Origin of the sequence: Micromonospora sp. CPCC 205739, assembly GCF_036906795.1 — a bacterium.
Classification (GTDB): Bacteria; Actinomycetota; Actinomycetes; order Mycobacteriales; family Micromonosporaceae; genus Micromonospora.
The window spans coordinates 92,608-119,346 of sequence record NZ_JBAKHS010000018.1 but is presented as its reverse complement, the minus strand read 5'-3'; the positions used below and the strand labels follow the sequence as shown (position 1 = coordinate 119,346).

Below are 26,739 nucleotides of genomic sequence, written 5' to 3'. Positions count from 1 at the left end.
TTCCGACTGCCATCTCGGCGTGTCGGGTCGGAAACTGCTGCCCGATCAACGGTGGCGCCGCTGGGTGCCGGGGCCCCCTCGCGGCACGGCCGTGCAGTCAACCCCTCGGGTGCACTTTGCCGCTGATCTATGGGGCCTGTGGGCGCCGCCCACCCCTCCCGGAGGAGGCCCCCAACCAGTCAACTTGACATAATGTATATTATCGAATCAGGGCGTATGGGGCTTGTAACTGGATGCGGGGCCTGTTCAACCCGTCGACGGCGGCGCCTCCCGCGCACCTACGAACTCGTCGTTTCCAGCCTGTGCCAACTCGCCCCGCAGGACCGCGCTGCCCTCCGCGAAGACCCCGTCGCACCGACCCGGGACGACGTCGGAGTGACCGATTGACCTCGTCACCGTCCAGGTGCGTCAAGATCGCGTCCCCCCGCCCGGGCTGCGTATCCCCGCAGCCCACCCGGGTCGTCCGGCGGTACTCCCCCGGACGACCCATCGACGCAGGGCGACTTCGGTCAGGTGGCGACGTACGCGGCCAGGTGCTCCCCGGTGAGGGTGGAGCGGGCGGCGACGAGGTCGGCCGGTGTGCCCTCGAAGACGACCCGGCCGCCGTCGTGGCCGGCCCCGGGGCCGAGGTCGATGATCCAGTCGGCGTGCGCCATGACCGCCTGGTGGTGCTCGATGACGATCACCGACTTGCCGGAGTCGACGAGCCGGTCGAGCAGGCCGAGCAGCTGCTCGACGTCGGCGAGGTGCAGGCCGCTGGTCGGCTCGTCGAGGATGTAGACGCCGCCCTTCTCGGCCATGTGGGTGGCCAGCTTGAGCCGCTGCCGCTCGCCGCCGGAGAGCGTCGGGAGCGGCTGACCGAGCGTGATGTAGCCCAGGCCGACGTCGGTCAGCCGGGTGAGGATCTTGTGCGCCGCCGGCGTCTTCGCGTCGCCGTCGGCGAAGAACTCCTCGGCCTCGGTCACCGACATGGCAAGGACCTCGCTGATGTCGCGGCCGCCGAGGTGGTACTCCAGCACCGCGGCCTGGAACCGCTTGCCCTCGCACTCTTCGCAGGTGGTGGCGACGCCGGCCATCATCGCCAGGTCGGTGTAGATGACGCCGGCGCCGTTGCAGGCGGGGCAGGCGCCCTCGGAGTTGGCGCTGAACAGCGCCGGTTTCACCCCGTTGGCCTTGGCGAACGCCTTGCGGATCGGGTCGAGCAGTCCGGTGTACGTCGCCGGGTTGCTCCGTCGGGAGCCGCGGATCGCGGTCTGGTCGACGGACACGACCCCGTCGCGTCCGGCCACCGAGCCGTGGATCAGGGAGCTCTTGCCGGAGCCGGCGACGCCGGTGACGACGACCAGCACACCGAGCGGGATGTCGACGTCTACGTCCTGGAGGTTGTGGGTGCGGGCGCCGCGCACCTGCAGGACGTCGGACGGTGTGCGCACCGACGGCTTCAGACAGGCGCGGTCGTCCAGGTGCCGCCCGGTGAGCGTGCCGCTGGCCCGCAGGCCGTCGAGGGTGCCCTCGAACACCACCTGGCCGCCCTCGGTGCCGGCGCGCGGGCCGAGGTCGACGATGTGGTCGGCGATCGCGATCGCCTCGGGCTTGTGCTCGACGACCAGCACGGTGTTGCCCTTGTTCCGCAGTCTGATCAGCAGGTTGTTCATCCGCTGGATGTCGTGCGGGTGCAGCCCGATGGTGGGCTCGTCGAAGACGTACGTGACGTCGGTGAGCGACGAGCCGAGGTGGCGGATCATCTTGGTGCGTTGTGCCTCGCCGCCGGAGAGCGTGCCCGACGGACGGTCGAGGCTGAGGTAGCCGAGCCCGATCTCGACGAACGAGTCGAGGGAGTGTCGCAGGGCCGCCAGCAGCGGCGCGACGGTCGGTTCGTCCAGGTCCCGTACCCAGGCGGCGAGGTCGCTGATCTGCATCGCGCAGGCGTCGGCGATGTTGATCCCCGCGATCTTCGACGAGCGGGCCGCCTCGCTGAGTCGGGTGCCGCCGCAGTCGGGGCAGGTGGTGAAGGTGACCGCCCGGTCCACGAAGGCGCGGATGTGCGGCTGGAGCGCGTCGACGTCCTTGGACAGGAACGACTTCTGGATGGTGGGGATCAGCCCCGCGTACGTCAGGTTGATCCCGTCGACCTTGATTTTGGTGGGTTCCTTGTGGAGCAGGTCGTGCAGTTCCTTCTTCGTGTACTTGCGGATCGGCTTGTCCGGGTCGAAGAAGCCGCAGCCGCGGAAGATGCGGCCGTACCAGCCCTCCATGCTGTAGCCGGGGATGGTGAGTGCGCCCTCGTTGAGTGACTTGCTGTCGTCGTACAGGGCGGACAGGTCGATGTCGGTGACCGAGCCCATGCCTTCGCAGCGCGGGCACATGCCGCCGAGGCGGGTGAAGGTCGCCTTCTCGGTCTTCGTCTTGCCCGCGCCGCGTTCGACGGTGATCGCGCCGCTGGCTCGCACCGAGGGGACGTTGAACGAGTACGCGTTGGGCGGGCCGATGTGTGGCTGCCCGAGTCGGCTGAAGAGGATGCGCAGCATGGCGTTGGCGTCGGTCGCGGTGCCGACGGTGGAGCGGGCGTCGGCGCCCATCCGCTCCTGGTCGACGATGATCGCCGTCGTCAGCCCTTCGAGTACGTCGACCTCGGGCCGCGCCAGCGTCGGCATGAAGCCCTGCACGAAGGCGCTGTAGGTCTCGTTGATCAGTCGCTGCGACTCGGCGGCGATGGTGCCGAACACCAGCGAGCTCTTGCCCGAGCCGGAGACGCCGGTGAAGACCGTGAGGCGGCGCTTGGGGATCTCGACGCTGACGTCCTTGAGGTTGTTCACGCGCGCGCCGTGCACGCGGATCACGTCGTGGCTGTCGGCGCCGTGCAGCTCAGGCGGCGGCGTGTCCGTCCTCGTGGCCGTGCTCATCGTGTCTCCATCTGTGAGGGCCGCTTTCGCGGTCTCCGTCGGCGTCGCCCGGCTCGATCTGCCGAGCTTCGCGCGGTACGTCTGGTTCGGGGTCGTCGGCGCGGTGGCGTCGTCCGCGCTCGGCGCAGGGACCACGGTATCGACGCCGCTGCGCTCCGTGGGGCCCCTGTGGCCTCGGCCACGCCGCGCGGCCGGCGTCAGACCAGCTGGTGGACGTCGCGTCAGCAGCGCGAGGTCTTGCCCGGGCGGGAAGAGAGCGGGCGGCTCAGTGCAGCTGCTGGATGCGGATCATGTTGCCTGCGGGGTCGCGGAAGGCGCAGTCGCGGACGCCGTACGGCTGGTCGGTCGGCTCCTGGACGATCTCGGCGCCGGTGGCCTCCAGCTTGGCGAAGGTGGCGTCGACGTCGGGGGTGGCGAGGTTGACGCCGAAGTAGCTGCCCTTGGCCATCAGTTCGAGGATGGTGCGGCGCTCGTCGTCGGTGAGCCCGGGGGTGGCGGCCGGCGGGTGCAGGACGATGGAGGTGTCGGGCTGGCCGGCGGGGCCGACGGTGATCCAGCGCATCCCCTGGTATCCGACGTCGTTGCGGATCTCGAAGCCGAGGGTGTCGCGGTAGAAGGTCAGGGAGGCGTCCGGGTCGGTGTGCGGAAGGAAGCTCGAGTGAATGCTGATGTCCATGGCGGTCACGCTAGATGCGGGTCGGGAGCCGGCGCTTCTCGATTCCTGACCGGTCTGGTGACCTGCTTGGCGACGCACGGTGGCATGCCCGCCGTCGCGTGCGCCGCCTGGTCCCGGTAGACGCTGGGCGGCATGCCGACCAGTTCGGTGAAGCGGGTGCTGAAGGTGCCCAGCGACGCGCAGCCGACCGCGAAGCAGACCTCGGTGACGCTGAGATCACCACGACGCAGCAGCGCCATCGCGCGCTCGATGCGCCGGGTCATCAGGTACGAGTACGGCGACTCGCCGTAGGCCAGCCGGAACTGACGGCTCAGGTGCCCGGCCGACATGTTCACGCCCCGCGCGAGCGCCTCGACGTCCAGCGGCTGCACGTACTCCCGGTCGATCCGGTCGCGCACACGGCGCAGCAGCGCGAGGTCGCGCAGGCGCTGCGCGGCGGCGGGTGTGCTGGTCACCTGCGTGATCGTGCCACGTGGCGCGGCAGTTGCCCAGCACGCCCGCCGGTGTCCCACCGGTGCGTGTCTGCGCCGGACCGGGCTGCTGCGGAGGTCGGCTGCTCAGGTGCCAGCTTCCGGGCCGGCCGTGCCGGTACGCCCGGCCTGCTCGTCGGCCATGTACTGCGCGTACCAGTCCGGCCAGTCCGGGTCGGCCTTCCCGATCTCCTCCTCGAAGCGGCCGTGCGCGGCCGCGGCCCGGCGCAGCGCGGCGGCCAGATCGGGCACCGAGTCATAGGTGGCTTGCATGCGACTCCTCCGCGAGAACCGCCGGTCCGGTGGTCACCACAGCCGGCCGGGGAAGCGGGTGGTGACTTCCTGGAGGTACCAGCCGTTGCCGTCCGGGTCCTTGAAGGAGGCGAACGAGAAGTAGCTGGCGCGGTCCGGGGCGAGCCCCGGGGCGCGTCCTTCGCCGTTGGCGAGGGGCAGTCCGCCGGCTGCCTGGTGGAAGATCTCGCTGATGTCGAGGCCGCGGCCGGCCAGCTCGGCCCGGGCCGCCTCGATGTCGTCCACCACCAGGTACAGGCCTTGGACGGAGCCGGGCGCGGCCGTGGTGAGGGTGCGGCTGAGCATGACCGAGCAGTCCGACCTGGGCGGGGTCATCTGCACTACCCGGCCCTCTCCCTCGCCGATGTCGGCGTCCTCCCGCCAGCCCAGGGACTTGTAGAAGTCCTTGGCCCGGCCGGCGTCGGCGACGGGCAGCACGATGAATTCGAGCTTCATGTCCACGCTGTCGGCTCCTCTTTCTGCGATGGCCCTGCAGCCCATCCTCGACCAGCTATCGCCCGAAATCACCGGAAAGCCCCAATTCTTCAAGGTCATTACGGGTGACGGCAGCACCGGTGATCATCGAGCTGGTTCAGCCCGCACGGCTTGTCTCGGCCGGCCGGCGGCGTCGCGCCGTTCGGCGGCCTCGGTGAGCCGGCCGGCGGCGTTGATCATCCCGATGTGCGAGAAGGCCTGCGGGAAGTTGCCGAGCTGCTCCCCCGTGGCCTGGTCGATCTGTTCGGCGAAGAGCCCCAGATCGTTGACGCGGGCGGCGAGCTGCGTGAAGAGCTGCTTGGCCCGGTCCACCTCACCGGCCAGCCCCAGGCAGCTGACCAGCCAGAACGAGCAGATGACGAAGCCTGCCGGGTCGCCGTTCCAGCGGCGCAGCAGCCCGTCGTGGGAAAGCTCGCGTTCGATCACCGCGATGGTGGAGCGCATCCGCGGGTCGTCGGCCGGCAGGAAGCCGACCAGCGGCATGAGCAGCACCGAGGCGTCCAGGTCGTCGGAGTCGAAGGCCCCGGTGAACGCGCCGAGCTCCTCGTGCCAGCCCCGGGTCAGGACGGCCTCGCGGATCTCGTCGCGGGCTGCGGCCCAGCGGGCCACGTCGTGCTGGTCGCCGAGGCGGGGACCGAAGCGGACCGCGCGGTCCAGCGCCGTCCAGCACTGCACCTTCGACGAGACGTAGTGCCGTTCGGCGTCGCGGGCCTCCCACATGCCGGAGTCCGGCCGGCGCCAGTCCCGCGTCGCCTGGTCGGCGAGGGCGCGCAGCAGGTGGTGCACCTCGGGCGCCATCGGGTCGAGGTAGTGGCGCATCAGCCAGGCCGCGTCGAGGATCTCCCCCAGCACGTCGCTCTGCCGCTGCTTCCAGGCGTCGTTGCCCACGAAGACCGGCCGGCTGTCGGCGTACCCGGAGAGGTGGTCGAGGGGGTGTTCGGTGAGGTCCCGCTCGCCCTGTACCCCGTACATGATCGGGACCGGCTCGTCACCGATGCGTCCCATCGCCCGGGCCACCCAGGCGAACTGCCGGTTCGCCTCGTCCGGGCAGGCCGCGCGCCAGAGGGCCTGGAGGGTGAGGCTGAAGTCGCGGACCCAGACGAAGCGGTAGTCGTAGTTGCGGTCCCCGCCGAGCTTCTCGGGCAGCGAGGTGGTCGCCGCCGCGACGATCGCGCCGCTGGGCCCATAGGTCATGCCCTGCAGGATGATGGCGCTGTGCCGCACCTGGTCGCGGAAGAGGCCGCGGTACTGGTCGCGGTGCAGGTCCGCCCAGGAGCGCCAGCCGGCGACGGCGTCGGCGACCACCCGGTCGCCGTCGGGCGACGCGGGCGGACCGGAGTCGTAGGTCGGCGTGTGGCCGAGGGTGAAGCGGTAGGTTTCGCCGGCCCGGACGGTGAAGCTGGCGGTGGCGTCACCCTGCCCGCACTCCAGTGGGACGTCGCCGCGCAGGCTGAGCCGGGACCCGCCGGCGGCCGCCTCGATGACGCCGTCGTGCTGGGTCAGGTACGCGGTGACCCGCCCGTACTCGAACCGTGGCCGGTAGTCCAGCCGCATTGGCACCTCGCCGGAGAGCCCCTCGACCACCCGGCCCAGCACCCCCGGTGAGCGCCGGCCGATGTCGTGCCCGCGCGCGCCGGGCTCCAGCGCGAGGGCGTCGGTCACCGCCACGCTGCCCTGCCCGGTGGTGAAGGTGCTGCGCAGCACGAGCGTGTCCTCGAGGTAGGCCCGCTCGCAGGTGAAGTGGCCCTCCGGTTGGATCGACCAGTGCCCGGCGTCGTCGTCGAGCAGCCGTCCGAAGACGGAGGGCCCGTCGAAGCGTTGCGGGCACCACCAGTTCACCGAGCCGGCCCGGTCCACCAGGACCGCGCTGCGACCGTCCGCCAGGAAACCGTGGTCACCGATCCGTCCGCTGGGCACGGGGGTGCCTACCCGGCCGGCGGGGGTGCATGCCTCACCCGGGCGCGGCACCGACCGTGACGATCGGCGCAGGCCCGACTAGCGCGCGCGGGGCTCGGTCACATGCCGCCGGCGACCCGCAGCACCGCTCCCGTGGTGTAGGCGGCGTCGGGGCCGAGGAGCCAGGCGACGGCGCCGGCGACCTCGTCGGGTTCCCCGGGTCGGCCCATCGGTACCCGGCCGGCGTTGCGGTCGGGGCGGTCGGGCATGCCGGACAGGGCGTGGATGTCGGTGCGGATGAGGCCGGGGGCGACCGCGTTGACGCGGATGCCCTGCGGGGCGAGTTCCTTGGCCAGGCCGATGGTGAGGGTGTCGGTGGCGGCCTTGACGGCGGCGTAGTGGATGTACTCCCCCGGGCTGCCGAGGGTGGCGGCGGCGGAGGAGATGTTGACGATCGCGCCGCCGGTGGTGAGGCGGCGGGCGGCCTGCTGGGCGCAGAGGACGTAGCCGATGAGGTTGACGTCGACGACGTGGCGCAGGTCGTCGGGGCGCAGGTCGGTGAAGGCGCCGATGGGGCTGGTGACGCCGGCGTTGTTGACCAGCCCGGTGAGCGGGCCCAGGTCGCCGGCGGCGTCGAAGAGCCGGGCGACCTGGTCGGGGTCGGTGGTGTCGGCGGGTACGGCGACGGCCTGGCGGCCGAGGGCGTGGATGTCGGCGAGGACGGCGGACGCGGCGTCGTGGTCGCGGCGGTAGCCGATGGCGATGTGGTGGCCGTCGTGGGCGAGGCGGCGGGCGACGGCGGCGCCGATGCCGCGGCTGCCGCCGGTGATGACCGTGACCGGATTCAATGGACCGCTCCCCTGCCCCCGTGTGGTGGCGACGCTACCGTTTCGGGCACGGGCCGGTCACGGAGAGGGTGCTCACACATGTCGCGGGCGTTGGTGCTGGGTGGTGGCGGGGTGACCGGGGTGGCCTGGGAGTGGGGGCTGCTGGCGGGGCTGGCGCGGCGGGGGGTGGCGCTGGCGGACGCGGATCTGGTGGTGGGGACGTCGGCGGGGTCGGTGGTGGGGGCGCAGTTGTGTTCGGGGCGGCCGGTGGCCGAGTCGTACGAGGCGCAGCTGGCGCCACCGCAGGGCGGGGTGGCGGCGCGGTTCGGCTGGGCGGCGGTGGCGCGGCTGGTGTGGGCGGGTGGGCGTACCCGGGACGCGGCGCGGGCGCGGGCGCGGGTGGGGGCGATGGCGCTGGCGGCGCGTACCCCGTCGGAGGCGTCGCGGCGGGCGGTGATCGAGGCCCGGTTGCCGGTGCGGGAGTGGCCGGCGCGGCGGTTGCTGGTGACGGCGGTGGACGCGCACTCGGGCGAGTTCGTGGTGTTCGACGCGGACAGCGGGGTGTCGTTGGTGGACGCGGTGGCGGCCAGTTGCGCGGTGCCCGGGGTGTGGCCGCCGGTGACGATCTCCGACCGCCGGTACGTCGACGGTGGGGTGCGCTCGACGGTGAACGCGGATCTGGCGGCGGGCGCGGAGCGGGTGGTGGTGCTGGCGCCGATGACGTCGGGTTTCGGGCCGATGCCGCGGTTGGCGGCGCAGGTGTCGGCGCTGCGGTCGGCGGCGCGGGTGGCGGTGGTGTCGCCGGATCGGGCGGCGCGGGCGGCGATCGGCCGTAACGTGCTGGACCCGGCGCGGCGGGCGGCGGCGGCGCGGGCGGGGTTCGCGCAGGCCGAGGCGGTGGCCGCCGAGGTGGCCGAGGTGTGGGGTTGATCGCTTAGGCTCACCGCGCGTCGTCGGTCGATCGGTGGAGGTGCGCGGTGGGTGTGGGTGTCGGTGACCTGGTGGAGGATTTCGCGCTGCCGGACCAGACGGGTGCGCCGCGGCGGCTGTCGGAGCTGCTGGCGGCGGGGCCGGTGGTGTTGTTCTTCTACCCGGCGGCGATGACGCGGGGCTGCACGGCGGAGAGCTGCCACTTCCGGGACCTGGCGGCGGAGTTCGCGGCGGTGGGCGCCCAGCGGGTGGGGATCAGCCGCGATCCGGTGGAGAAGCAGGCGGAGTTCTCGCGGCGGCACGGGTTCGACTATCCGTTGCTGTCCGATGTCGACGGTGTGGTGGCGCAGCGGTTCGGGGTGCGGCGTCGGTTGCCGTTGGGGCCGTTGAGCATGCGGCGGATGACGTTCGTGATCGGGCCGGACCGGCGGGTGCTCGCGGTGATTCACAACGAGTTGGGGATGAACGAGCACGCCGACGGGGCGTTGCGGGCACTGGGGGGTTGATCTTCCGGTTGTCGGGCCCGGCTGGTATCAAGGCAGCAATCAAACACGTGTACGGAAGAGGGCTGTGATGGCGGGCCAGGGTTTGTCCGAGGACGAGGTGCACGGCATCCGGGAGGCGTTGGCTGCCGGGCGGAAGCCCAAGGTGGTGTTCACCGCCTCGGCGGGTCAGATCGCCGGTCAGGTGGGCCAGGTGGTGGAGCTGACCGACCCCGAGGTGTCCGAAGAGTTCGTGGTGGTGCGCTTCGGCCGTGACGAGTTGCCCTTCTCCCCCGCCGACGTGGCGGTGGCGCCGCGGGGCACGGGGCGCAAGGCGGCTGAGCCGAAGCCGGAGCCGCAGGTGGAGCAGCCGCCGGCCGCGACGGCGGCGCCGGAGTTCGTGCTGGACCGGGTGCCCGCGCCGCGCCGGGAGGAGTCGAAGGTGGAGCAGCAGGTGGAGGCGAAGCCGGCCCGGCGCGCGGTGAAGGCGGCGAAGCCGAAGGGCCCGGCGGGTCTGACGGTGACCCTGGCGTACGCCGACGGTGAGTGGACGGTGGCGGCGCAGCAGGGCGCGAAGGCGCTGGCGAAGCCGTACGTGGTGAAGCCGGCGGAGGCGCTGAAGATGGTGGCGCTGGTCGACGTGCCCGGGGTGCAGGAGGCGGTGGAGCAGATCCTGGCCTCCGAGCGGGCGGAGGCGGAGCAGCAGGCGGAGAAGCTGCGCGCGGAGCTGGCGGAGATCGAGGCCCGCCTGGCGGAGCTGCGCGAGGCGCGCTGACGGGCACGGCGTGCGCCGCATCCCGACCCAGGTCGGGATGCGGTGTACGCCGTCGGTCGGTCTGGTCGGGCGAGTGAGCGCGGCAACAGCGCCTTCCCGAATATACCCCCGGGGGGTATGGTGGGTGGCATCGAAGGGAGGCCCTGTCATGGATCACGGGACCCATCAGCACCACGCCACTGCCGAGCACGGCCACCACCCGCCCACCGGCGCCGCGCCGACCACGGCGGCAGCGACGTCATGGAGCATGGCCGCGCAGGCCACCCTGCACTGCCTGACCGGCTGCGCGATCGGTGAGGTGCTCGGCATGGTCATCGGCACCGCGCTGGGCTGGTCCGCCCTGCCCACCGTCGTCCTCGCGGTCGCGTTGGCGTTCGTCTTCGGCTACGCGCTGACCATGCGCGGGGTGCTGCGCGCCGGGGTGGGCGTGCGTGCCGCGCTGACGGTGGCCCTGGCCGCCGACACCGTGTCGATCGCGGTGATGGAGATCCTCGACAACGCCGTGATGCTCGCCGTGCCCGGCGCGATGGAGGCCGGGCTGGCCAGCTGGGTGTTCTGGGCGTCGCTGGGGTTCGCGCTGCTGGTGGCGTTCGTGCTGACCACCCCGGTCAACCGGTGGCTGATCTCGCGCGGCAAGGGCCACGCGGTCGTCCACGCCTACCACCACGCGCACTGACGCAGCTCGACGTCGGCCGGGCCCCCCACGTGAAGGGGGGCCCGGCCGAGGTGCGGGTGGGCTCAGAAGTAGTCGAGCAGCTGCGCCGCTCCCCCGGCGGCCAGCAGGTCCAGGGCCCGGGGGTCGGCCGCGGTGCGCAGCAGACCGGCGTCGGCGACCGAGCGGGCGGTGCTGGCGCCGCTGTAGAGCAGGGCGAAGCCGCGTACGGTCAGGTGCAGGTCGACCTCGGCGGTGACGCGGGTGAGCTGCGCCTCGCCGTCGGCGACCTCCAGCCGCCAGGTGCCGCTGTTCCAGTCGGCGAGCTCGTCGGTGAGGGCGAACTCGACGTGGCCGCGTACGTGGGCCGGCCAGCCGCGCGCGGCGACGGCGCGGGCGACGTCCACCGGCCGGTGCATCCACGGCTCCTGTTCGTGCTCGCGCAGGGCTTCCAGCGGTAGCTGGGCCGAGACCGCGTCGCCGTCGAGCAGGCACAGCCGCAGCTTCGGGGCGACGCTGTGCCAGCTGGCCAGGACGCCGACGAGTTCCCGGGCGGCCTCGGCGGTGGTGGCGAAGACGTCCTCGACGGTGAGCACGGCGTCGGCGCGGTAGCCGCGGCCGCGGTCCCAGCCGGCGTAGCCGACGAGTTGCCCGTCGTCCTCGACGAGGGTGAGGCCGTCGAAGGGCAGGGTGTCGCCGCGGTAGTGGCGGTCGAAGAGCGCGCCGCGGCGGGTGAGCAGCCCGCACCGGTCCCGGGCGAGGCGCTCGTAGAGCGCGACGACGGCGGGCAGGTCGGCGGGCGTGCCGGCGCGGACGGTGAGGTGCGGGGCGGGCCGGTGCCGGGGCAGCGCCACCGTGGGCAGGTCGACGGTGCGCAGCACCCCGGCGACGTCCCAGCCGCAGGCGCGGTAGGGGGCGGTGACGGTGGGAAAGAGCGCGCTGACCGCGGCGCCGCGGTCATGGGCGCCGCGCAGCAGGCCGGTGAGCAGCGCGCGGGCCACGCCACGGCCGCGGGCCTCGGGGGCGACGGCGACCCCGGCGACGTCGGCGGCGGACACGGCCCGACCGGACCACCACTGCTCGTGGTGCAGGTCGACGGCCTTGCCCAGGAGCCGGCCGGTGTGGTCGAAGGCGCCGTAGCGGGTCATGCCGGGCACCGCGACGGTGACGTGCGGTGGCGGTTGCGGGTCGGAGCCGAAGGCGTGCCGGCCGAGGTTCCAGGCGTCGGTGAGTTCGTCGTCGGTGAGCTCACGCACGTGCACGGTGTCGGACATCGGGCCACCATAGCGGCGCCGGATCTTGCCGGTGCAGCGATTTTCGGTGGGAGCAGCGCGCGGGGCCGGTGCGACCCCCTCGCCCCGGCCCCGCGTCCCGCGCCCCCGCAGGTCAGTGCTGCGGGATGTTCACTACCCCGATCCGCTTGCGGAACACCCAGTACGTCCAACCCTGGTAGGCCAGCACGATCGGGGTGAAGATCACCGCCACCCAGGTCATGATCTTGAGGGTGTAGGGGGTGGAGGCGGCGTTGGTGGCGGTGAGCGTGCCGGCGGCGTCCAGGGTGGAGGGCAGCACGTTCGGGAACAGCGCCGCGAACAGGGTCGCCACGGCCAGGCCGATCGCCACGGCGGTGCCGGTGAACGCCCAGCCCTCCCGGCGTACCCGGGCGGCGGCCAAACCACCGAGCAGCGCGAGCGCCGCGCCGACGGCGAGCACGACGGCGGCCGCGCTGGAGCGGATGCTCAGCGTCCAGGTCAGGAACGCCACCGCGGCCACCGCGGCGCCCACGCCCAGGCGCACGGCGAGCGCGCCGGCGCGCTGCCGGACCTCGCCGGTGGTCTTCAGGGCGATGAAGACCGCGCCGTGGGTGAGGAACAGCGCCACGGTGGTCACCCCGCCGAGCAGCGCGTACGGGTGCAGCAGGTCGACCAGCCCGCCGACGTACTCGTGCTCGGCGTCCAGCGGCACACCGCGCAGGATGTTGGCGAAGGCGACGCCCCACAGCACCGCCGGTACGACGGAGCCGACGAAGATGGCGGTGTCCCAGCGGCGCTTCCAGGACGCCTCGGGGCGCTTGTGCCGGTACTCGAAGGCCACGCCGCGGGCGATCAGGGCGAGCAGGATCAGCAGCAGCGGCAGGTAGAAGCCGGAGAAGAGGGTGGCGTACCACTCGGGGAAGGCGGCGAACATGGCGCCACCGGCGGTGATCAGCCAGACCTCGTTGCCGTCCCAGACCGGGCCGATGGTGTTGATCAGGACGCGGCGTTCCCGGTCGTCGCGGCCGAGCACGGGCAGCAGCATGCCGACGCCGAAGTCGAAGCCTTCGAGGATGAAGTAGCCGGTGAAGAGCACGGCGACGAGGAGAAACCAGACGGTCGTCAGTTCCACGGTGGGCTCCGGATCAGTAGGCGAAGGCGAGCGGGCGCTCGGCGTCGTCGTGGCTGTCGTCGATCGCGGGATCGGGGGTGAGGTCGGGTACGCCGGCGCGGGCGTAGCGGACCAGCAGCTTGAACTCGATGACCGCGAGGGTGGCGTAGATCAGCGTGAAGGCGGTGAACGAGGTGAGCACCTCGGTCAGCGAGACGCTGCGGGACACGCCGTCGCGGGTGAGCATCTCGCCGAAGACGATCCAGGGCTGGCGGCCCATCTCGGTGAAGATCCAGCCGAAGGAGTTGGCGAGCAGGGGCAGCACCGGCATGACCAGGCCGGCGCGCAGCAGCCACCGGCTGGTGGGGGTGCGGCCCTTGCGCTGCGACCAGAGCACCAGCAGGGCGATCGCGGCGGCCGCCATCCCGAAGGTGATCATGAAGCGGAAGCTCCAGTAGGTGACCGGGATGATCGGGGTGTAGCTGCCGGCGCCGTACTGGCTGGCGTACTGGGCCTGCAGGTCGTTGATGCCCTGCACGGTGCCGTTGGGGTCGCCGGTGCCGAGGTAGGACAGCAGGTACGGGATCTTGATGGCGAACACCTCGCGGGTGCCGTCGAGGCTGCCGACGGTGAGCACGGAGAACGAGGCGGGGCTCTCGGTGGTGTAGAGGCCCTCGGCGGCGGCCATCTTCATCGGCTGCACCTGCGTCATGATCTTGCCCTGGATGTCGCCGGTGATCATCACCAGGGTGGCGGAGACCAGCACCACCCAGGAGCCGAACTTCGTGGCGAACCGGTACGCCCCGGCGTCGGCGCTGCCGCGGTTGCGCATCATGTGCCAGAGCCCGACGGTGACCACCAGCGAGCCGGCGACCAGGAACGAGCCGGCCAGGGTGTGCGGGAAGGTGATCAGCGCGACCTTGTTGGTGAGCACGGCGAGGAAGTCGGTGAGTTCGGCGCGGCCGGTCTCCGGGTTGATCCGGTAGCCGACCGGGTTCTGCATGAACGAGTTCGCGGCGAGGATGAAGTACGCGCTGAGGTTGGTGCCGATCGCGGCGGCCCAGATGCTGGCCAGGTGCGCCCGCTTGGGCAGCCGGTCCCAGCCGAAGATCCACAGGCCGATGAAGGTCGACTCCAGGAAGAACGCGACCAGGGCCTCGATGGCGAGGGGGGCGCCGAAGATGTCCCCGACGAAGCGGGAGTAGTCGCTCCAGTTCATGCCGAACTGGAACTCCTGCACGATGCCGGTGACCACGCCCATCGCGAAGTTGATCAGGAAGAGCTTGCCGTAGAACTTGGTGAGCTTGAGGTAGCGCTCGTTGCCGGTGCGGTGCCACAGCGTCTGCAGGATGGCCACCAGCACGGACAGGCCGATGGTCAGCGGCACGAATAGGAAGTGGTAGACGGTGGTGACACCGAACTGCCAGCGGGCGACGTCCAACGCGTCCACCAGAAACCCCCAGCTGTTCATACTACGAGACGTAGTAAATACTACTGCGCGTCGTAGAGATTCGGGCAGGGCCGGGGGGCCCGAGCCGACCCGGGACCAATGACCCTGATCACCTCTGCCACCCGGCCCGGGATCGGTGCCCGCCCTCACCCGGCGACGTGCGACCATCCAGCACTGATGGACACCCCGACCGCCCCCTGGCGGCCGCCGCTGTTCTGGCGCGCCGTGCAGGTCTTCGCCCGCCTCCTCCTCGCCCTGCTGGCCCGGCTGGAGGTCAGCGGCGACGTGCCCGAGCACCTGCGCCGCGGCCCGCTGATCCTGGCCGCCAACCACATCAGCCCGTTCGACCCGGCCGTCCTCGCCGCGGCCTGTCAGACCCGCGGCATCGCCCCCCGGATCATGGCCACCGGCGGGCTCTTCCGCGCCCCGGTCGTCGGGTCGCTGATGCGCCACGCCGGGCACCTGCGCGTCGACCGGGGCACCGCCGCCGTGCACCGGGCTTTCGACGACGCCGCCGCCGCGGTCGCCCGCGGCTCGGTGGTGCTGGTCTATCCCGAGGGCCGCATCGGCCTGGACCCGGGCCTGTGGCCCGAACGCGGCAAGACCGGCGCCGCCCGGCTCGCCCTGGCCTGCGGCGCCCCGATCGTCCCGGTCGCCCAGTGGGGCTCGCACGAGGTGCTGCCCTACCAGGCGCCCAAGGGCGTGCTGCGCGGCGTCGCCCGGTCGCTGCTACGCCGCCCGGTGATCCGGGTCCGCTTCGGCGAACCGCTCGACGTGCACGACCTGGCCCACGGCGCGCCCGGCGCCGCCCGCCGGGGCACCGACCGGATCATCGACGCGATCACCGACGCGCTGGTGCCGCTGCGCCCCGACGAGCCGGACCGGCCCCGGCACGTCGACCCGGGCCGCCCCGTCGACACCAGCCGCGCCCACCGCCGCCGCCCGGCGGCCTGACCCCCGCCGGGCGGCGACGTCACCCGCCGGCGGCGTCCAGGAGCGGCACCAGCTGCTCCTCCTCGTACGCCAGGTGCGCCTGCACCTGGCCGGTCAGGCGGTCCACCTCGCGGCCCAGCGCGTCCCGGTCGACGGCGGGAGTGGCCAGCACGGCGCGCAGTTCGTCCAGCAGCGCCGCCATCGCCCGGTGCTCGGCGGCGAGCCGGTCGAGCACGGGGGCGAGGTCCGGCCGCTCGTGGGCCAGCCAGGCGAAGATGCCCCCGTCCTCGCGCTGGTGGTGCCCGTGCAGCCCCTCGCAGAGGGTCAGGCAGTTCACCCGCAGTTGCGCGCCGATCGTCGGCCCCGCCGCCGCCACCTCCTGCCGGATCAGGGCGAGCTCGCGGCGGAACGCGTCGTGGACGGCGATCAGCGCCGCGCCAGGCGGGCCGGGCGGCGGGCTCGGCGGACCCGGCAGCGCCTCCAGCGCCACCACCGGCAGCCGGCGGCCCGCCCGGTCCTGGTAGTCGGCCCACCCGGGGTCGGCCTCGGCGGCCCGGGCGAAGGCGAGGTCCCGGTCGGCGTCGGTGAGCACCTCGGCGCGGGCCCGGCAGGTGAAGACTCCGTCCTCCACGGTGACCAGCGGGTCGGCCACCAGGTTGCGGAACCACTGCGGGTGCCGCGGCGCGCCCCCGGCGGAGGCGATCAGCAGGACCCGTTCGCCGTCGGGCAGGTAGCCCAGCGGGGTGGTGTGCGGGGCGCCGGTCCGTGCCCCGGTGGTGGTGAGCAACAGCAGTCGGGCATCCTCGAACCAGCCGCCGACACGGCCGGCGTTGGCGCGGAACTCCTCGATGACCTGGGTGTTGAGGTCGTTCGGCATGTGGTGTGGGTACTCCGGGCGGGTGGGCGCGCCGCGTGGCGGCGCGGTGGGTGCGAAAAGGCGGGGAACGCGGACGTCGACGGACGGCACGCGCGGCAGGCGGCACCGACGGGCGAGCCGTGGTGCGTGAGGATCGCGGAGGCGTCGCGGCGGGGGCGACGGGCGGAGCACACGCGTGGCGGGCCTCGGGCCCACCCGGGGCTCACGCGCCGGCCGGGTGCCCTGTCCGCTCGTGGCCCATGGCCGACCCGGCAGTCACGACATCGAACCTAGTGTCCGCTCCCCACGTCGGGCAACCCGGAGTTGCCCTCGCGCGGCCCGGAACGGTGAGACCCTGCCCGCAGGCGTTCCACCAGGAAAGGCAGGCAGACATGAGCGAGCAGACGGTACTGGTGACCGGCACCTCCACCGGCATCGGCCTGGAGATCGCGCTGGGCTGCGCGCGCGCCGGCTGGCGCACCGTGGCCACCATGCGCGACCTCGGGCGCGCCGACCGGCTGCGTGCCGCCGCCGACGCCGCCGGGGTCGCCGACCTGATCGACGTACGCCGCCTCGACGTCACCGACGCCGACTCGGCCGCCGCGGCCGTGGCCGAGACCGTGGCCGCGTACGGGCGGCTCGACGCGGTGGTCAACAACGCCGGCGCCGGGCACGTCGGCACCCTGGAACAGGAGACCGTCGACGACGTGCGCGCCGTCATGGAGGTCAACTTCTTCGGGGTGCTGCACGTCAGCCGGGCCGCGCTGCCGCACCTGCGGGCCAGCCGGGGCCGGCTGGTCAGCGTCACCAGCGTCAGCGGGGTCATCGGGCAGCCGTTCAACGAGGCGTACTGCGCGGCGAAGTTCGCCGTCGAGGGGTTCATGGAGTCCCTCGCGCCGGTCGCGGCGGGCGTCGGGGTGACCGTCGCCGTGGTCGAGCCGGGCCCGGTGGCCAGCGAGTTCATCGCCAACGTCGGCATCGACCGCGACCGCGCACTCGAGCAGGCCGGGGTGTACGCCCCGGCGCTGCGCGCGTACCTCGACCGCAGCGCGGAGATATTCGCGGCGGCGCAGTCCTCGGCGGACGCCGCCACCGTCGTCGTCGCGGTCGTCACCGGCCCGACCCCGCCGCCGCGCACGCAGACCTCGACGACGGCGCGGGAGTTCGTCCGGGTGAAGCTGGCCGACCTCGCCGGGACGGCGGTCACCGACCTGACCGGCGGCTGGCTGCGCTGACCCGCCGCTACCCGGCGGCGAGGAAGCGGCGCAGGGAGGCGGTCAGCGCCGCCACGAACTGCGCGCGCACCGGCGCGTCGAGCAGATCCAGCGACAGGTACGGGTTGAGGTCCTCCAGCTCCACCAGCAGCAGCGCGCCGTCGGCGGTGCGGCAGGCGTCGACCCGCTGCACGCCGTGCGCGAGGCTGTTCCAGCGCACGAAGCGGCGGGCGAAGTCCAGGTCGGCTCCGGTCGGCGCGTACGGGGCGAGCGCCCACCGCCGCTGCGGGTCCGGGGCGTACAGGGCGTACTGGAAGGCGTCGTCGACGAAGTAGAACGACACCTCGTACCGGAACCGCACGCGCGGCTGGATCAGCGACTGCCCGTCCACCGCCCCGGCGAGGCGGTCGCGGGGGACGAAGCGCAGGCCGACGGAGTCCGCGCCGGCGATCGGCTTGACCACGTACTCGTCGGTCGCCGGCAACCGGTCCAGGTCGGCGAGGCGGTCGACGGTCGGGATGACCGGCTCGCCGGCCGCGGTCAACTCCACCAGGTAGCCCTTGCCCGCCATGTCGCCCCGGCCGGTCAGCGGGTTGTACACCCGCACGCCACCGGCCAGCGCGGCAGCGCGGAACGCCTCGTACGCCTCCCGGTAGGCCAGCACCGGGCCGCTGTTGCGGACCACGACCGCGTCGAAGCGGTCCATCAGGGCGGCCGCGTCGCGCGGATGGCACAGCGCCAGGTCGAAGTCCTCGCGCAGCCGGGAGGTCAGGAAGACGTCCTCGTCGCCGTAGCGGCGGCCCTGCGCCGGGTACGCCAGGTCGGTGACGAACAGGATGCTCGGCCGCACGCGCGTCTCCCCCGCCTCACGCCGGTCGCGGCGGACGCGCCGCGACTCCGGTGGGCACCGTACTCCGCACCGGCGGCGGCGACGTCGGGTGCTCGCCGGCCGGTCATCCGCGGGCCACCGGCGCGGGGCATACTGCGCTGCGTGCTGACCCGACCCGGCTACCTCGACGCGCCCGCGCCGCTGGCCTTCGCCCACCGTGGCGGCGCCGCCGAGGGCGACGAGAACACCGTCGAGGCGTTCACCCGGGCGATCGGCCTGGGCTACCGGTACGTCGAGACCGACGTGCACGGCACCGCCGACGGGGTGGCGGTGGTCTTCCACGACGCCGGCCTGGAGCGGGTCACCGGCGAGCGGGGGCGCATCGCCGACCTGCGCTGGGCCGACCTCGCCTCGGTACGCGTCGGCGGCGCCGCGGTCGTACCCCGGCTCGACGAGGTGCTGGCCGCGTGGCCGCAGGTGCGGTTCAACATCGACGTGAAGGCCGACGGCGGCGTCGAGCCGACGGTCGAGACGGTGACGCGGGCGGGCGCGGCCGAGCGGGTGCTGCTGGCGTCGTTCAGCGACGCCCGGCTGATCCGGCTGCGGGCCCTGACCGAGGGGCGGGTCGCGACCGGCCTCGGCATGCGCGGGGTCGCCCGGCTGCGGCTGGCGTCGCTGCACGGCTGGCGGCTGCGGCTGCCGCCCTCGGTGGTCGCCGCGCAGGTGCCGCCACGCTACGGCCGGGTGCCGGTGGTGGACCGCCGGTTCCTCGCCTACTGCCACCGGTTGGGCCTGCAGGTGCACGTCTGGACGATCGACGAACCTGCCGAGATGCACGACTTACTTGATCGTGGTGTGGATGGCATCATGACCGATCACGTCGGCGTGCTGCGCGACGTCTACCGCAGCCGCGGCCACTGGGCCGCCTGAGTTACCGGCAAAGGAACCCGATGGCCGAGACCGTCACCCCCGCGGTGCTGGAGCCGCCGGCGAGCACCCGTCGGGAGCGCCGTGGCTGGTACCTCTACGACTGGGCCAACTCGGCCTTCCAGACCACCGTCATCACGGTCTTCCTCGGCCCGTTCCTCACCACCGTCACCGAGCTGGCGGCCGGCTGCGAACTCGGCGCGGACAGCTGCGACGGCTACGTGCACCCGCTGGGCATCCGGGTCGCGGCCGGCTCCTACTACCCGTACCTGATCTCGCTGTCGGTGTTCCTCACCGTCTTCGTGCTGCCGGTGGTCGGGGCGATCGCCGACCGGTCGGTGCACAAGAAGCGGCTGCTGGCCGGCGCGGCGTTCACCGGTGCGGGCGCGACCATCGCGATGGCCTTCGTCACCGGCGAGCGGTACCTGCTCGGCGGGGCGCTGTTCCTGATCGCCAACATCGCCTTCGGCGCGGCGGTGGTGGTCTACAACTCGTTCCTGCCGCAGCTCGGCGGCCCCGACGAACGCGACGGCATCTCCAGCCGCGGCTGGGCCATCGGCTACCTCGGCGGCGGACTGCTGCTCGCGCTGAACCTGGTCGCGGTCACCCTGCTCAGCGAGGAGGGCAACCCGCAGCGCACCCTGGACCTGGCCCGCTGGTCCATCGTGTCCGCCGGCGTGTGGTGGGCGGTGTTCACCCTGGTGCCGCTGCGCTGGCTGCGCGAACGCCCCACCGCCGCGGCGCTGGCCGGCGGCGGCAACGTGCTCACCGACGGCTTCCGGCAGCTCGGCCGCACCCTGCGCGAGATCAAGGCGTACCCGCTGACGCTGTTCTTCCTGCTCGCCTTCCTGGTCTACAACGACGGCATCCAGACCGTGATCACCCTGGCCAGCCAGTACGGCACCGAGGAGCTGAAGCTCGGGCAGAGCACCCTGATCGTGACGATCCTGCTGGTGCAGTTCCTCGCCTTCGGCGGGGCGCTCGCCCTCGGCGCGCTGGCCCGGCGCATCGGCGCGTGGAAGACGGTGCTGCTGTCGCTGGTGCTCTGGACCGGTGTGATCATCGCGGCGTTCCGGCTGCCCGCCGAGGCGCCGCTGCCGTTCATGGCCCTCGGCGCGGCGATCGGCCTGGTCCTCGGCGGCAGCCAGGCGCTGAGCCGGTCGCTGTTCAGCCAGCTCATCCCCGCCGGCAAGGAGGGCGAGTACTACGGCTTCTACGAGATCAGCGACAAGGGCACCAGCTGGCTCGGGCCGCTCGCCTTCGGCCTGGTGTTCCAGCTCACCGCCTCCTACCGGGTGGGCCTGGTCTCACTGCTGATCTTCTTCGTGCTGGGCTTCGCGCTGCTGGCGGCCGTGCCGATCCGCCGGGCCATCGTCGCGGCCGGCAACACCCCGCCCCGGGTGCTCTGAGCCCACCCGATCGGGGCGCCTCGATGGACTAGGCTGCCCCGACGTGACCGACGACGCCGCTGCCGCCCCCACCTGCCTGGCCCGACCCCTGCCGGGCCCGGACGAGAACGGCATCGGCTGTGCCGCCGCCCGCGGTGTCGACGGGCGGCCGCTGCACGCCGCCGCGCTGAAGTTCTTCTGGGGGCCGATGGACTCCGGCAAGTCCACCATGGCGTTGCAGATGAACTACAACCACGCCCGGCAGGGCCGCCGCGGCCTGGTCACCACCCGCATCGACCGGTCGCTGGGCCCGCAGGTCACCAGCCGCATCGGCCTGGCCCACTCCGCCGTCGAGGTCACCGACTCGCTCGACCTGCGGACGCTGGTCCGTGACACCTGGGCCGAGGGGGTACGCGTCGACTACCTGATCTGCGACGAGGCGTCCTTCTACAACGTCGAGCACGTGGAGCAGATGGCAGAACTGGTCGACGGCTACGACGTCGACGTGTACGCCTTCGGCCTGGCCACCGACTTCCGGTCCTGCCTCTTCCCCGCCGCGCAGCGGCTGTTCGAGCTGGCCGACGAGGTGGCCCGGATCCAGATCGAGGTGCTCTGCTGGTGCGGCCGGGAGGGGCTGCTCAACGCCCGGGTGGTCGACGGGCGGGTGGTCCGCGAGGGCGCGCAGGTCGTCATCGGTGACACGGCGGACACTGCCGAGGTGCGCTACCAGGTGCTCTGCCGGCGGCACTACCGCTCGGGCGACCTGGGCCCGCGCTCCTAGAACGGGTCCCCGCAGACCCGCCACTCGCCGTCCTCCTTCACCACCGGCAGCCGGCGTTCCTCGGCGGCCCCGCCCTCGCGGGTGACGCGGACCGTCACCTCCCCGATCGGGCGGCCGGCCTTGGTGCGCACCGACACGTCCAGGATCTCGTAGCCGGTGACCACCGGCGGGGTCTTCACCCAGCCGGCGAAGCCGACCTCGCTCCACCGGCTGCGGGACTGCGCGCAGAGCCGGTCGTAGGCCCGCTCGACCTCGCCGGCGGACACCTCCTGGAAGAACCCGTCGGCGGTCTCCCGCACCGGCCCGCCGGCCTGGGTGACCACCTGCAGGTTCCAGGCGCCCAACCCGGCCACGCCGACCAGGCACAGCAGCATCGTCAGGCCACCGAGGAGCAGACCGGTGCGCACCGGCCGGCGGGGCCGGGCCGGTCGGGTCCACGCCTGCTGACCGCCCATCACCTGCGACCGTATGCGCACGGTCCGATCCGCGCAGGAACATCGCCCCACCGCCTGGATCTGCTCTGCTGAGCGTTGCCGCCCGACCTGATCCGCTGGCTGAACCTGCCAGGAGGTGTCAGGTACCTGCGGCAGGCTGCCGGTCATGACAGTCACCGCCGACCTCGCCATGGTCAACCTGGACAGCTCCGACCCGGCCGCGCACGCGCAGTTCTACCACCGCGTCCTCGGCTGGAAGATCACCCACAGCGAACCCGAGTACGCCATGATCAGCAGCCCCGACGGCGTCTCGGTCGGGTTCGGCCGGGTGGCCGGCTTCGTTCCGCCGCGCTGGCCCGACGAGACCTCCGCCAAGCGCTACCACCTCGACCTCTACGTCGACGACCTCACCGTCGCGGAGAAGGAGTTCGTCGCGGCGGGCGCGACGAAGCCGGAGTTCCAGCCCGGCGACGGGCGCTGGGTGGTGCTGCTCGACCCGGTGGGTCAGCCGTTCTGCATCTGCCCCCGCCCGCAGGGCTGACGCACCGCCTCGGCCGGGTCGGGGGGCCCGGCCGAGGCGGCCGTCTCGTGGTCAGCGCAGCGGGCCACGGGCGACCGCCGCCCGCATCCGGGCGGGGTCGCCGGCCGGGACGTACTCCAGCCACCAGGTGGCGCCGGCGCCCGCCAGCTCGGACAGGTAGGCGCGCTCGGCCCGTTCGTCCTCCCGGCGGCGACGGCCACCGATCGCCACGTCGAACGGCGCGCCGCCGGCCCGCGTCGCCGGCAGCGCGGCCACCAGCTCAGCCACCTCGTCCGGGGTGAAGTCGGACCAGCCGTCGGTGTCGGTGAGCTTGTACGGCACGATCCCGTCCGCCCGGGCCGCCCGGCGCAGCACCGCCCTGGCCTGGGTGCTGCCGCCCACCCACACGGGCACCCGGGGCGACTGCACCGGCGCCGGCCGCAGCGCCACCCCGTCGGCCCGGTAGTGCGGGCCCGCGTGCTCGACCCGCTCCCCGCCGAGCAGCCCGACCAGCACGTCGAGGCCCTCGTCGAGCATGGCGGCGCGCAGCCGCAGGTCGGTGGGCTCGCCGAACGCGGCCCACCCCCGGTCGGCCGGGTCCCCGACACCGACCGCCACCTGAGCCCGCCCGGCGCAGAGGTGGTCGAGGGTGAGCACCTCCCGGGCCAGCTTCGCCGGCCGCCGCCGGGGCAGCCCGGTGACTGCCGTGCCCAACCGGATCCGCCCGGTGCGCCCGGCGATCGCGGTCAGCAGCAGCCACGGGTCGAAGGTGGGCGGGTCGTCGCCGTCGTGGTGGATCAGGTAGTCCTCCAGGAACACCGCGTCCCAGCCGGACCGCTCGGCCAGCTCGCCGAGCTCCACCAGCAGCGTTGCGCTCATGCCCCGGCCACCACAGGGGATCTCCAGTCCGTGTCGCATCCCCGCACCGTACGAGCGGGGGCCGACACCCGCCCGGCGCGCGGACCGGCGGCGTCAGCCACGGCGGCGGGCCCGGGCCGCCCAGATGACGTACGCCGGGTCGCGGTCGAGGTTGTGCCGGTCCCGGTCGTAGCGGCGGGTGGTGCGGGGGTCGGCGTGACCCATCGCGTCCTGCACATCCTCCAAGGGCACGCCCTCGGCGCGGGCGGTGGTGGCGAAGGCGTGCCGCAGCGAGTGCGGGGACAACTTGGCCGCCGCCGGGATGCCGGCGACCTGGGCCAGCCGGCGGACCAGCCGGAACACCGAGTGCCGGTCCAGTCGGCCGCCGGTGGCGGTGGCCAGCAGCGGGCCGGTGAGCTGCTCCACGCTCACCCCCTGCGCGGCGGCCCGGGCGGCCAGGTACGCGTCCACGGCGTACGCGGTGCCGGGGGTCAGCGCCCGGCGGCGCGGCTTGCCGCCCTTGCCGACGAACCGCACGCTGCGGTGCCCCCGCTCGGCGCCCAGGTCGTCGAGGTTCAGCGAGACCAGCTCTCCCACCCGCAGGCCGAGATCGGCGAGCAGGGCGATGGCGGCGCGGTTGCGGGCGGCGGTCGGGCCGCTGTCGGCGTCGGCGGCGGCCAGCAACGCGTCCACCTCCTCCGGGGTGAGCCCGACCGTGGCCGAGTGGTCCCGGTCGACGCGCGGCCGGTCGGCGCCGGAGACCGGATTGGCGTCCACCGCCCGCAGCTTGACCAGGAACTCGTACCAGCTGGAGAGCGCGGAGAGCTTGCGGGCCACGGTCGCCGGGGTCAGCGGCCGGCCGGTCCGGGCGCCCAGGGTGGCCTCCAGATCGCGGCCGTAGGCGTTGACGTCGAGGAAGTTGGCGTGCAGCGGGTCGAGTTCGCGGGCGGCGCACCAGGCCAGCCAGCCGGCGATGTCCCGCCGGTACGCGGCGCGGGTGTGCTCCGACAGCCGCCGGTTGCGCAGCCACGCCTCGGTGAAGTCGACCGGCCCGCTCGGCAGGGCGGGCCGGGCCGAGGCGCGGGGCAGGACCGGGACGTCGGAACGCAGCATGTGAAAAAGCCTCTCAGCCCCGGCGGCCAATGACCACGAGGCGCGCCCGAGCGGATCGTCGGCGCCGCGCTACCGTCGTCGGGTGCGCGCCAGCCGGCTGGTCTCCCTGCTGCTGCTCCTGCAGGCCCGGGGGCGGATGACCGCCCAGGAGATCGCCGACGCGCTGGAGGTCTCCGTCCGTACCGTCTACCGCGACGTCGAGGCGCTCGGCGCCGCCGGCGTCCCGGTGTACGCCGACCGGGGCCCGGCCGGTGGCTACCGGCTGCTCGGGGGCTACCGCACCCGGCTGACCGGGATGACCTCCGACGAGGCGGCGGCGCTGTTCCTGGCCGGGGTACCCGGGCCGGCCGCGGAACTGGGCCTCGGCGCGGTCCTCACCGCGGCGGAGTTGAAGCTGCGGGCGGCCCTGCCCGCGGGTCTGGCCGACGAGGGCGACCGGATCCGGCAGCGGTTCCACCTCGACGCGCCCGGCTGGTTCCGGGACCCGGAACCCACCCCGCACCTGGCCGCGCTGGCCGAGGCGATCTGGGCGGACCGCCTGGTCGAGGTCCGCTACCGGCGGTGGAAGCGCCCCCGCGAGGTGAGTCGGGTGCTGGCGCCGCTGGGGGTGGTGCTCAAGGCCGGCCGCTGGTACCTGGTGGCCCGCGCCGGGGAGCAGGTGCGCACCTACCGGGTCGGGGCGATCCTGGCGCTGACCGTGCTCGACGAGCGGTTCGACCGGCCCGCCGACTTCGACCTGGCCGCCGCGTGGCGGGAGTGCGCCGACCGGTACGAGCGCGGCGTCTACCGCGACGAGGCCCAGGTGCGGGTCACCACCGCCGCGCTGGAGTTCATGGCGTACGTCTTCCCGCCCGCGATGAGCCGGGCGGCCCGCGCGGCGGCGGGCGAGGCGGACGCGCACGGCTGGCTCCACACGACGGTGCCCATCGAGTCGGTGCGGCACGGGCACACCGAACTGCTCAAGCTGGGCGCGCAGGTGGAGGTGCTCGCCCCGGCCGAGCTGCGGCAGCTGATGGCGGCCAGCGCCCACGCGATGGCCGCCATCTACCCGCCGCCGGTGGACTCCTCCGCCGGCGGCGCCACCGTCACACGGTGAGCTGCTTGTGCCCGTTGCCGGCGTTGACCGTGACCCGGCGGGGCTTGGCGCGCTCCGCGATCGGGATGCGCAGCGTCAGCACCCCGTTGTCGTACCCGGCCTCGAGGCGGTCGGCGTCGAGGGTGTCGCCGAGGAACAACTGCCGGGTGAAGGTGCCCATCGGGCGTTCGGCCGCGACCAGTTCGACGTTCTCGCCGGTGGGGCGGCGCCGCTCGGCGCGGACGGTCAGCACGTTGCGCTCGACGGTGCAGTCGATGCTGTCGGGGTCGACGCCGGGCAGGTCGAACGCGGCGTAGAAGTGGTCGCCGTCGCGGTAGGCGTCCATGTGCATCACCGCGGGACGGCTGGCGGTGCCGAAGAACTGCTCGGCGAGCCGGTCGATCTCACGGAACGGGTCGGTACGCATCAGCATGGTCGTGCCTCCTCGGTTCTCCTGGCCGAAGGTCTCTACAGTTGAGCCCGTCAGACTCAACTTCCTCTTCTCTATTTAGCGCCTCGTCCGCGCGGCGTCAACTCGCAGAGGAGCTTCTCGAACCAGTGCTCGGCGTACACGTCGTCGTTGTAGGCGGGGATCTCGACGTAGCCGTGCCGGGCGTACAGGGCGCGGGCCTCGACCAGATCGGCGCGGGTGTCCAGCCGGATCCGGTCGGCCCCGAGCGTCCGGGCATGCCGCTCGGCGGCGGCCAGCAGCGCGGCGCCGCCGCCCTGGCCCCGGTGATCGGGATGCACGAAGACCCGGGTCAACTCCGCCCAGTCGGGCCGCAGCCGCAGCCCGGCGCAGCCGGCGGGCCGGCCGTCGCGGTACGCCACCAGCAGCAGCCCGGTCGGCGGGACGAGGTCGCCGCTGGCCGACTCGGCCATCGCCGCCTCGACCTCGCCGGGCCGGACGGGCCGGCGGTGGTAGCGGCGGACGATCTCCTCGAAGTACCGCCACAGCAGCTCCGCCGCGTCAGGGTCGGTGGGCCGGGCCGGCATCAGGGTCCACGTGGTGCGCACCCGTCGATCCTCGCGCCGGGGTCAACGGGATTCCGCCGTGGCCCGAGACGCGGCGGCGGCGCCCCCGAAGCGGGGGCGCCGCCGTCACGCGTCGCTCGTCAGCGGGCCCGCTTCGGCAGGAAGGCGATCAGCACCGCGGCGACCGCCAGGTGCATCGCCCCCAGCGTCACCTTGGCGCCGGTGGTGGCCTCGGTGGCGACCACGGGGACGAGGGAGACCAGGGCGATCAGCGCGGCGAGCGCGATCCAGATGACGCCGGCCCGCCGGCCGGCGAAGCGCTCCAGCAGGACCAGTCCCGCCCAGCCCACCAGCGCCGAGCCGAGGGAGAAGATCACGACCGGCACGAGGCCGACGACGAACGCCGGCTGCCCCGGGTTCTCCACGGTGTAGTCGACTCCGGCGACCGCGCCCACGGTCCAGAGCACGACGCAGGTGAGGACGGTGACGGCCACGCCCAGGGCGCGGCGGCGCAGGGAGGGGTTCGTGGTGGCGGGATGCGCGGTCGCGGTCATGCGTGCTCCTCGGTCAGGGAACCAGACAGGTGCGACCGTACCAGATAATCTTGTTCGGAACTATCCTGCTC

Annotated in this window: 29 protein-coding genes; 11 read left to right on the top strand and 18 right to left on the bottom strand. The window is 73.3% G+C overall.

Going from position 1 to position 26,739, the window contains the following annotated elements:
* Positions 1-509 precede the first annotated feature (509 nt).
* From V6U88_RS23320 to V6U88_RS23290, 7 genes are all read right to left on the bottom strand, one after another.
* Entirely contained in the window at positions 510-2,903 is a 2,394-nt protein-coding gene (locus V6U88_RS23320) for an excinuclease ABC subunit UvrA (RefSeq protein WP_334456140.1), read from the bottom strand.
* A gap of 265 nt (positions 2,904-3,168) precedes the next feature.
* Complete coding sequence (locus V6U88_RS23315) at positions 3,169-3,579, bottom strand: VOC family protein (protein ID WP_334456138.1); 411 nt, start codon at positions 3,577-3,579, stop codon at positions 3,169-3,171.
* 5 nt (positions 3,580-3,584) lie between these two features.
* Positions 3,585-4,034 (bottom strand): helix-turn-helix transcriptional regulator, encoded by a 450-nt coding sequence (locus tag V6U88_RS23310; RefSeq protein WP_334456136.1) that lies wholly within the window; start codon positions 4,032-4,034, stop codon positions 3,585-3,587.
* A gap of 102 nt (positions 4,035-4,136) precedes the next feature.
* Positions 4,137-4,322: a hypothetical protein gene (locus V6U88_RS23305; protein ID WP_334456134.1), complete on the bottom strand. Its 186-nt coding sequence runs from the start codon at positions 4,320-4,322 to the stop codon at positions 4,137-4,139.
* A gap of 33 nt (positions 4,323-4,355) precedes the next feature.
* Entirely contained in the window at positions 4,356-4,796 is a 441-nt protein-coding gene (locus V6U88_RS23300; protein ID WP_334456172.1) for a VOC family protein, read from the bottom strand.
* A 123-nt stretch (positions 4,797-4,919) separates the two neighbouring features.
* Positions 4,920-6,752 (bottom strand): glycoside hydrolase family 15 protein, encoded by a 1,833-nt coding sequence (locus V6U88_RS23295; protein ID WP_334456132.1) that lies wholly within the window; start codon positions 6,750-6,752, stop codon positions 4,920-4,922.
* 98 nt (positions 6,753-6,850) lie between these two features.
* A complete protein-coding gene (locus V6U88_RS23290; RefSeq protein ID WP_334456131.1) occupies positions 6,851-7,579 on the bottom strand; it encodes an SDR family NAD(P)-dependent oxidoreductase in 729 nt (242 codons plus the stop codon).
* 78 nt (positions 7,580-7,657) lie between these two features.
* Between V6U88_RS23290 and V6U88_RS23285 the strand changes: the two genes are divergently transcribed.
* From V6U88_RS23285 to V6U88_RS23270, 4 genes are all read left to right on the top strand, one after another.
* Positions 7,658-8,488, top strand: coding sequence for a patatin-like phospholipase family protein (locus V6U88_RS23285; protein WP_334456129.1), 831 nt, complete (start codon positions 7,658-7,660; stop codon positions 8,486-8,488).
* A gap of 47 nt (positions 8,489-8,535) precedes the next feature.
* The gene (locus V6U88_RS23280; RefSeq protein ID WP_334456127.1) at positions 8,536-8,994 is read left to right on the top strand and encodes a peroxiredoxin; all 459 of its coding nucleotides are present in this window, start codon (positions 8,536-8,538) and stop codon (positions 8,992-8,994) included.
* A 67-nt stretch (positions 8,995-9,061) separates the two neighbouring features.
* Complete coding sequence (locus V6U88_RS23275; protein WP_334456126.1) at positions 9,062-9,745, top strand: hypothetical protein; 684 nt, start codon at positions 9,062-9,064, stop codon at positions 9,743-9,745.
* Between the two features lie 148 nt (positions 9,746-9,893).
* On the top strand, positions 9,894-10,421 hold the full coding sequence (locus tag V6U88_RS23270; protein WP_334456125.1) for a DUF4396 domain-containing protein: 528 nt from the start codon (positions 9,894-9,896) through the stop codon (positions 10,419-10,421).
* Positions 10,422-10,483: 62 nt separating this feature from the next.
* Here the strand turns inward: V6U88_RS23270 and V6U88_RS23265 are convergent, their stop codons facing one another.
* From V6U88_RS23265 to V6U88_RS23255, 3 genes are all read right to left on the bottom strand, one after another.
* Positions 10,484-11,659 carry a GNAT family N-acetyltransferase gene (locus tag V6U88_RS23265; RefSeq protein ID WP_442934679.1) on the bottom strand — a complete coding sequence of 392 codons (1,176 nt, stop codon included), beginning with the start codon at positions 11,657-11,659 and terminating at the stop codon, positions 10,484-10,486.
* A 124-nt stretch (positions 11,660-11,783) separates the two neighbouring features.
* Positions 11,784-12,782, bottom strand: coding sequence for a cytochrome d ubiquinol oxidase subunit II (cydB, locus tag V6U88_RS23260; RefSeq protein ID WP_334456121.1), 999 nt, complete (start codon positions 12,780-12,782; stop codon positions 11,784-11,786).
* Between the two features lie 13 nt (positions 12,783-12,795).
* Positions 12,796-14,211, bottom strand: coding sequence for a cytochrome ubiquinol oxidase subunit I (locus V6U88_RS23255; protein ID WP_334456171.1), 1,416 nt, complete (start codon positions 14,209-14,211; stop codon positions 12,796-12,798).
* A gap of 177 nt (positions 14,212-14,388) precedes the next feature.
* Between V6U88_RS23255 and V6U88_RS23250 the strand changes: the two genes are divergently transcribed.
* Complete coding sequence (locus tag V6U88_RS23250) at positions 14,389-15,165, top strand: lysophospholipid acyltransferase family protein (protein ID WP_334456119.1); 777 nt, start codon at positions 14,389-14,391, stop codon at positions 15,163-15,165.
* A gap of 19 nt (positions 15,166-15,184) precedes the next feature.
* Here the strand turns inward: V6U88_RS23250 and V6U88_RS23245 are convergent, their stop codons facing one another.
* Positions 15,185-16,021 carry a nitroreductase/quinone reductase family protein gene (locus V6U88_RS23245; RefSeq protein WP_334456118.1) on the bottom strand — a complete coding sequence of 279 codons (837 nt, stop codon included), beginning with the start codon at positions 16,019-16,021 and terminating at the stop codon, positions 15,185-15,187.
* Between the two features lie 371 nt (positions 16,022-16,392).
* Between V6U88_RS23245 and V6U88_RS23240 the strand changes: the two genes are divergently transcribed.
* Positions 16,393-17,235: an SDR family NAD(P)-dependent oxidoreductase gene (locus V6U88_RS23240; RefSeq protein WP_334456117.1), complete on the top strand. Its 843-nt coding sequence runs from the start codon at positions 16,393-16,395 to the stop codon at positions 17,233-17,235.
* A gap of 7 nt (positions 17,236-17,242) precedes the next feature.
* Here the strand turns inward: V6U88_RS23240 and V6U88_RS23235 are convergent, their stop codons facing one another.
* Positions 17,243-18,064 (bottom strand): hypothetical protein, encoded by an 822-nt coding sequence (locus tag V6U88_RS23235; RefSeq protein WP_334456115.1) that lies wholly within the window; start codon positions 18,062-18,064, stop codon positions 17,243-17,245.
* Positions 18,065-18,205: 141 nt separating this feature from the next.
* On the opposite strand from V6U88_RS23235, the gene V6U88_RS23230 reads away from it, so the two are divergent.
* The 3 genes from V6U88_RS23230 to V6U88_RS23220 are packed head-to-tail and all read left to right on the top strand — an operon-like array spanning position 18,206 to position 21,139.
* Entirely contained in the window at positions 18,206-18,973 is a 768-nt protein-coding gene (locus tag V6U88_RS23230) for a glycerophosphodiester phosphodiesterase (protein WP_334456113.1), read from the top strand.
* A 20-nt stretch (positions 18,974-18,993) separates the two neighbouring features.
* Positions 18,994-20,379, top strand: a complete 1,386-nt coding sequence (locus V6U88_RS23225) for an MFS transporter (protein ID WP_334456111.1) — start codon at positions 18,994-18,996, stop codon at positions 20,377-20,379.
* Positions 20,380-20,422: 43 nt separating this feature from the next.
* Positions 20,423-21,139 carry a thymidine kinase gene (locus tag V6U88_RS23220; protein ID WP_442934677.1) on the top strand — a complete coding sequence of 239 codons (717 nt, stop codon included), beginning with the start codon at positions 20,423-20,425 and terminating at the stop codon, positions 21,137-21,139.
* Here the strand turns inward: V6U88_RS23220 and V6U88_RS23215 are convergent.
* Positions 21,136-21,594 (bottom strand): Rv0361 family membrane protein, encoded by a 459-nt coding sequence (locus tag V6U88_RS23215; protein WP_334456109.1) that lies wholly within the window; start codon positions 21,592-21,594, stop codon positions 21,136-21,138. The genes V6U88_RS23220 and V6U88_RS23215 overlap by 4 nt on opposite strands.
* 145 nt (positions 21,595-21,739) lie before the next feature.
* On the opposite strand from V6U88_RS23215, the gene V6U88_RS23210 reads away from it, so the two are divergent.
* Positions 21,740-22,114 (top strand): VOC family protein, encoded by a 375-nt coding sequence (locus tag V6U88_RS23210; RefSeq protein WP_334456107.1) that lies wholly within the window; start codon positions 21,740-21,742, stop codon positions 22,112-22,114.
* A 51-nt stretch (positions 22,115-22,165) separates the two neighbouring features.
* On the opposite strand, the gene V6U88_RS23205 is transcribed toward V6U88_RS23210, so the two are convergent.
* Both V6U88_RS23205 and V6U88_RS23200 read right to left on the bottom strand, forming a co-directional pair.
* Positions 22,166-23,011 carry an LLM class flavin-dependent oxidoreductase gene (locus V6U88_RS23205; RefSeq protein WP_334456106.1) on the bottom strand — a complete coding sequence of 282 codons (846 nt, stop codon included), beginning with the start codon at positions 23,009-23,011 and terminating at the stop codon, positions 22,166-22,168.
* 54 nt (positions 23,012-23,065) lie between these two features.
* Positions 23,066-24,064, bottom strand: a complete 999-nt coding sequence (locus V6U88_RS23200) for a tyrosine-type recombinase/integrase (RefSeq protein WP_334456105.1) — start codon at positions 24,062-24,064, stop codon at positions 23,066-23,068.
* A gap of 82 nt (positions 24,065-24,146) precedes the next feature.
* Between V6U88_RS23200 and V6U88_RS23195 the strand changes: the two genes are divergently transcribed.
* A complete protein-coding gene (locus V6U88_RS23195; RefSeq protein WP_334456104.1) occupies positions 24,147-25,160 on the top strand; it encodes a helix-turn-helix transcriptional regulator in 1,014 nt (337 codons plus the stop codon).
* Here V6U88_RS23195 and V6U88_RS23190 read toward each other — a convergent pair.
* From V6U88_RS23190 to V6U88_RS23180, 3 genes are all read right to left on the bottom strand, one after another.
* Complete coding sequence (locus tag V6U88_RS23190; RefSeq protein ID WP_334456102.1) at positions 25,150-25,572, bottom strand: Hsp20/alpha crystallin family protein; 423 nt, start codon at positions 25,570-25,572, stop codon at positions 25,150-25,152. The genes V6U88_RS23195 and V6U88_RS23190 overlap by 11 nt on opposite strands.
* A 71-nt stretch (positions 25,573-25,643) precedes the next feature.
* Complete coding sequence (locus V6U88_RS23185) at positions 25,644-26,156, bottom strand: GNAT family N-acetyltransferase (RefSeq protein ID WP_334456100.1); 513 nt, start codon at positions 26,154-26,156, stop codon at positions 25,644-25,646.
* A gap of 98 nt (positions 26,157-26,254) precedes the next feature.
* Positions 26,255-26,668: a DUF6069 family protein gene (locus tag V6U88_RS23180; protein ID WP_334456099.1), complete on the bottom strand. Its 414-nt coding sequence runs from the start codon at positions 26,666-26,668 to the stop codon at positions 26,255-26,257.
* Positions 26,669-26,739 lie beyond the last annotated feature (71 nt).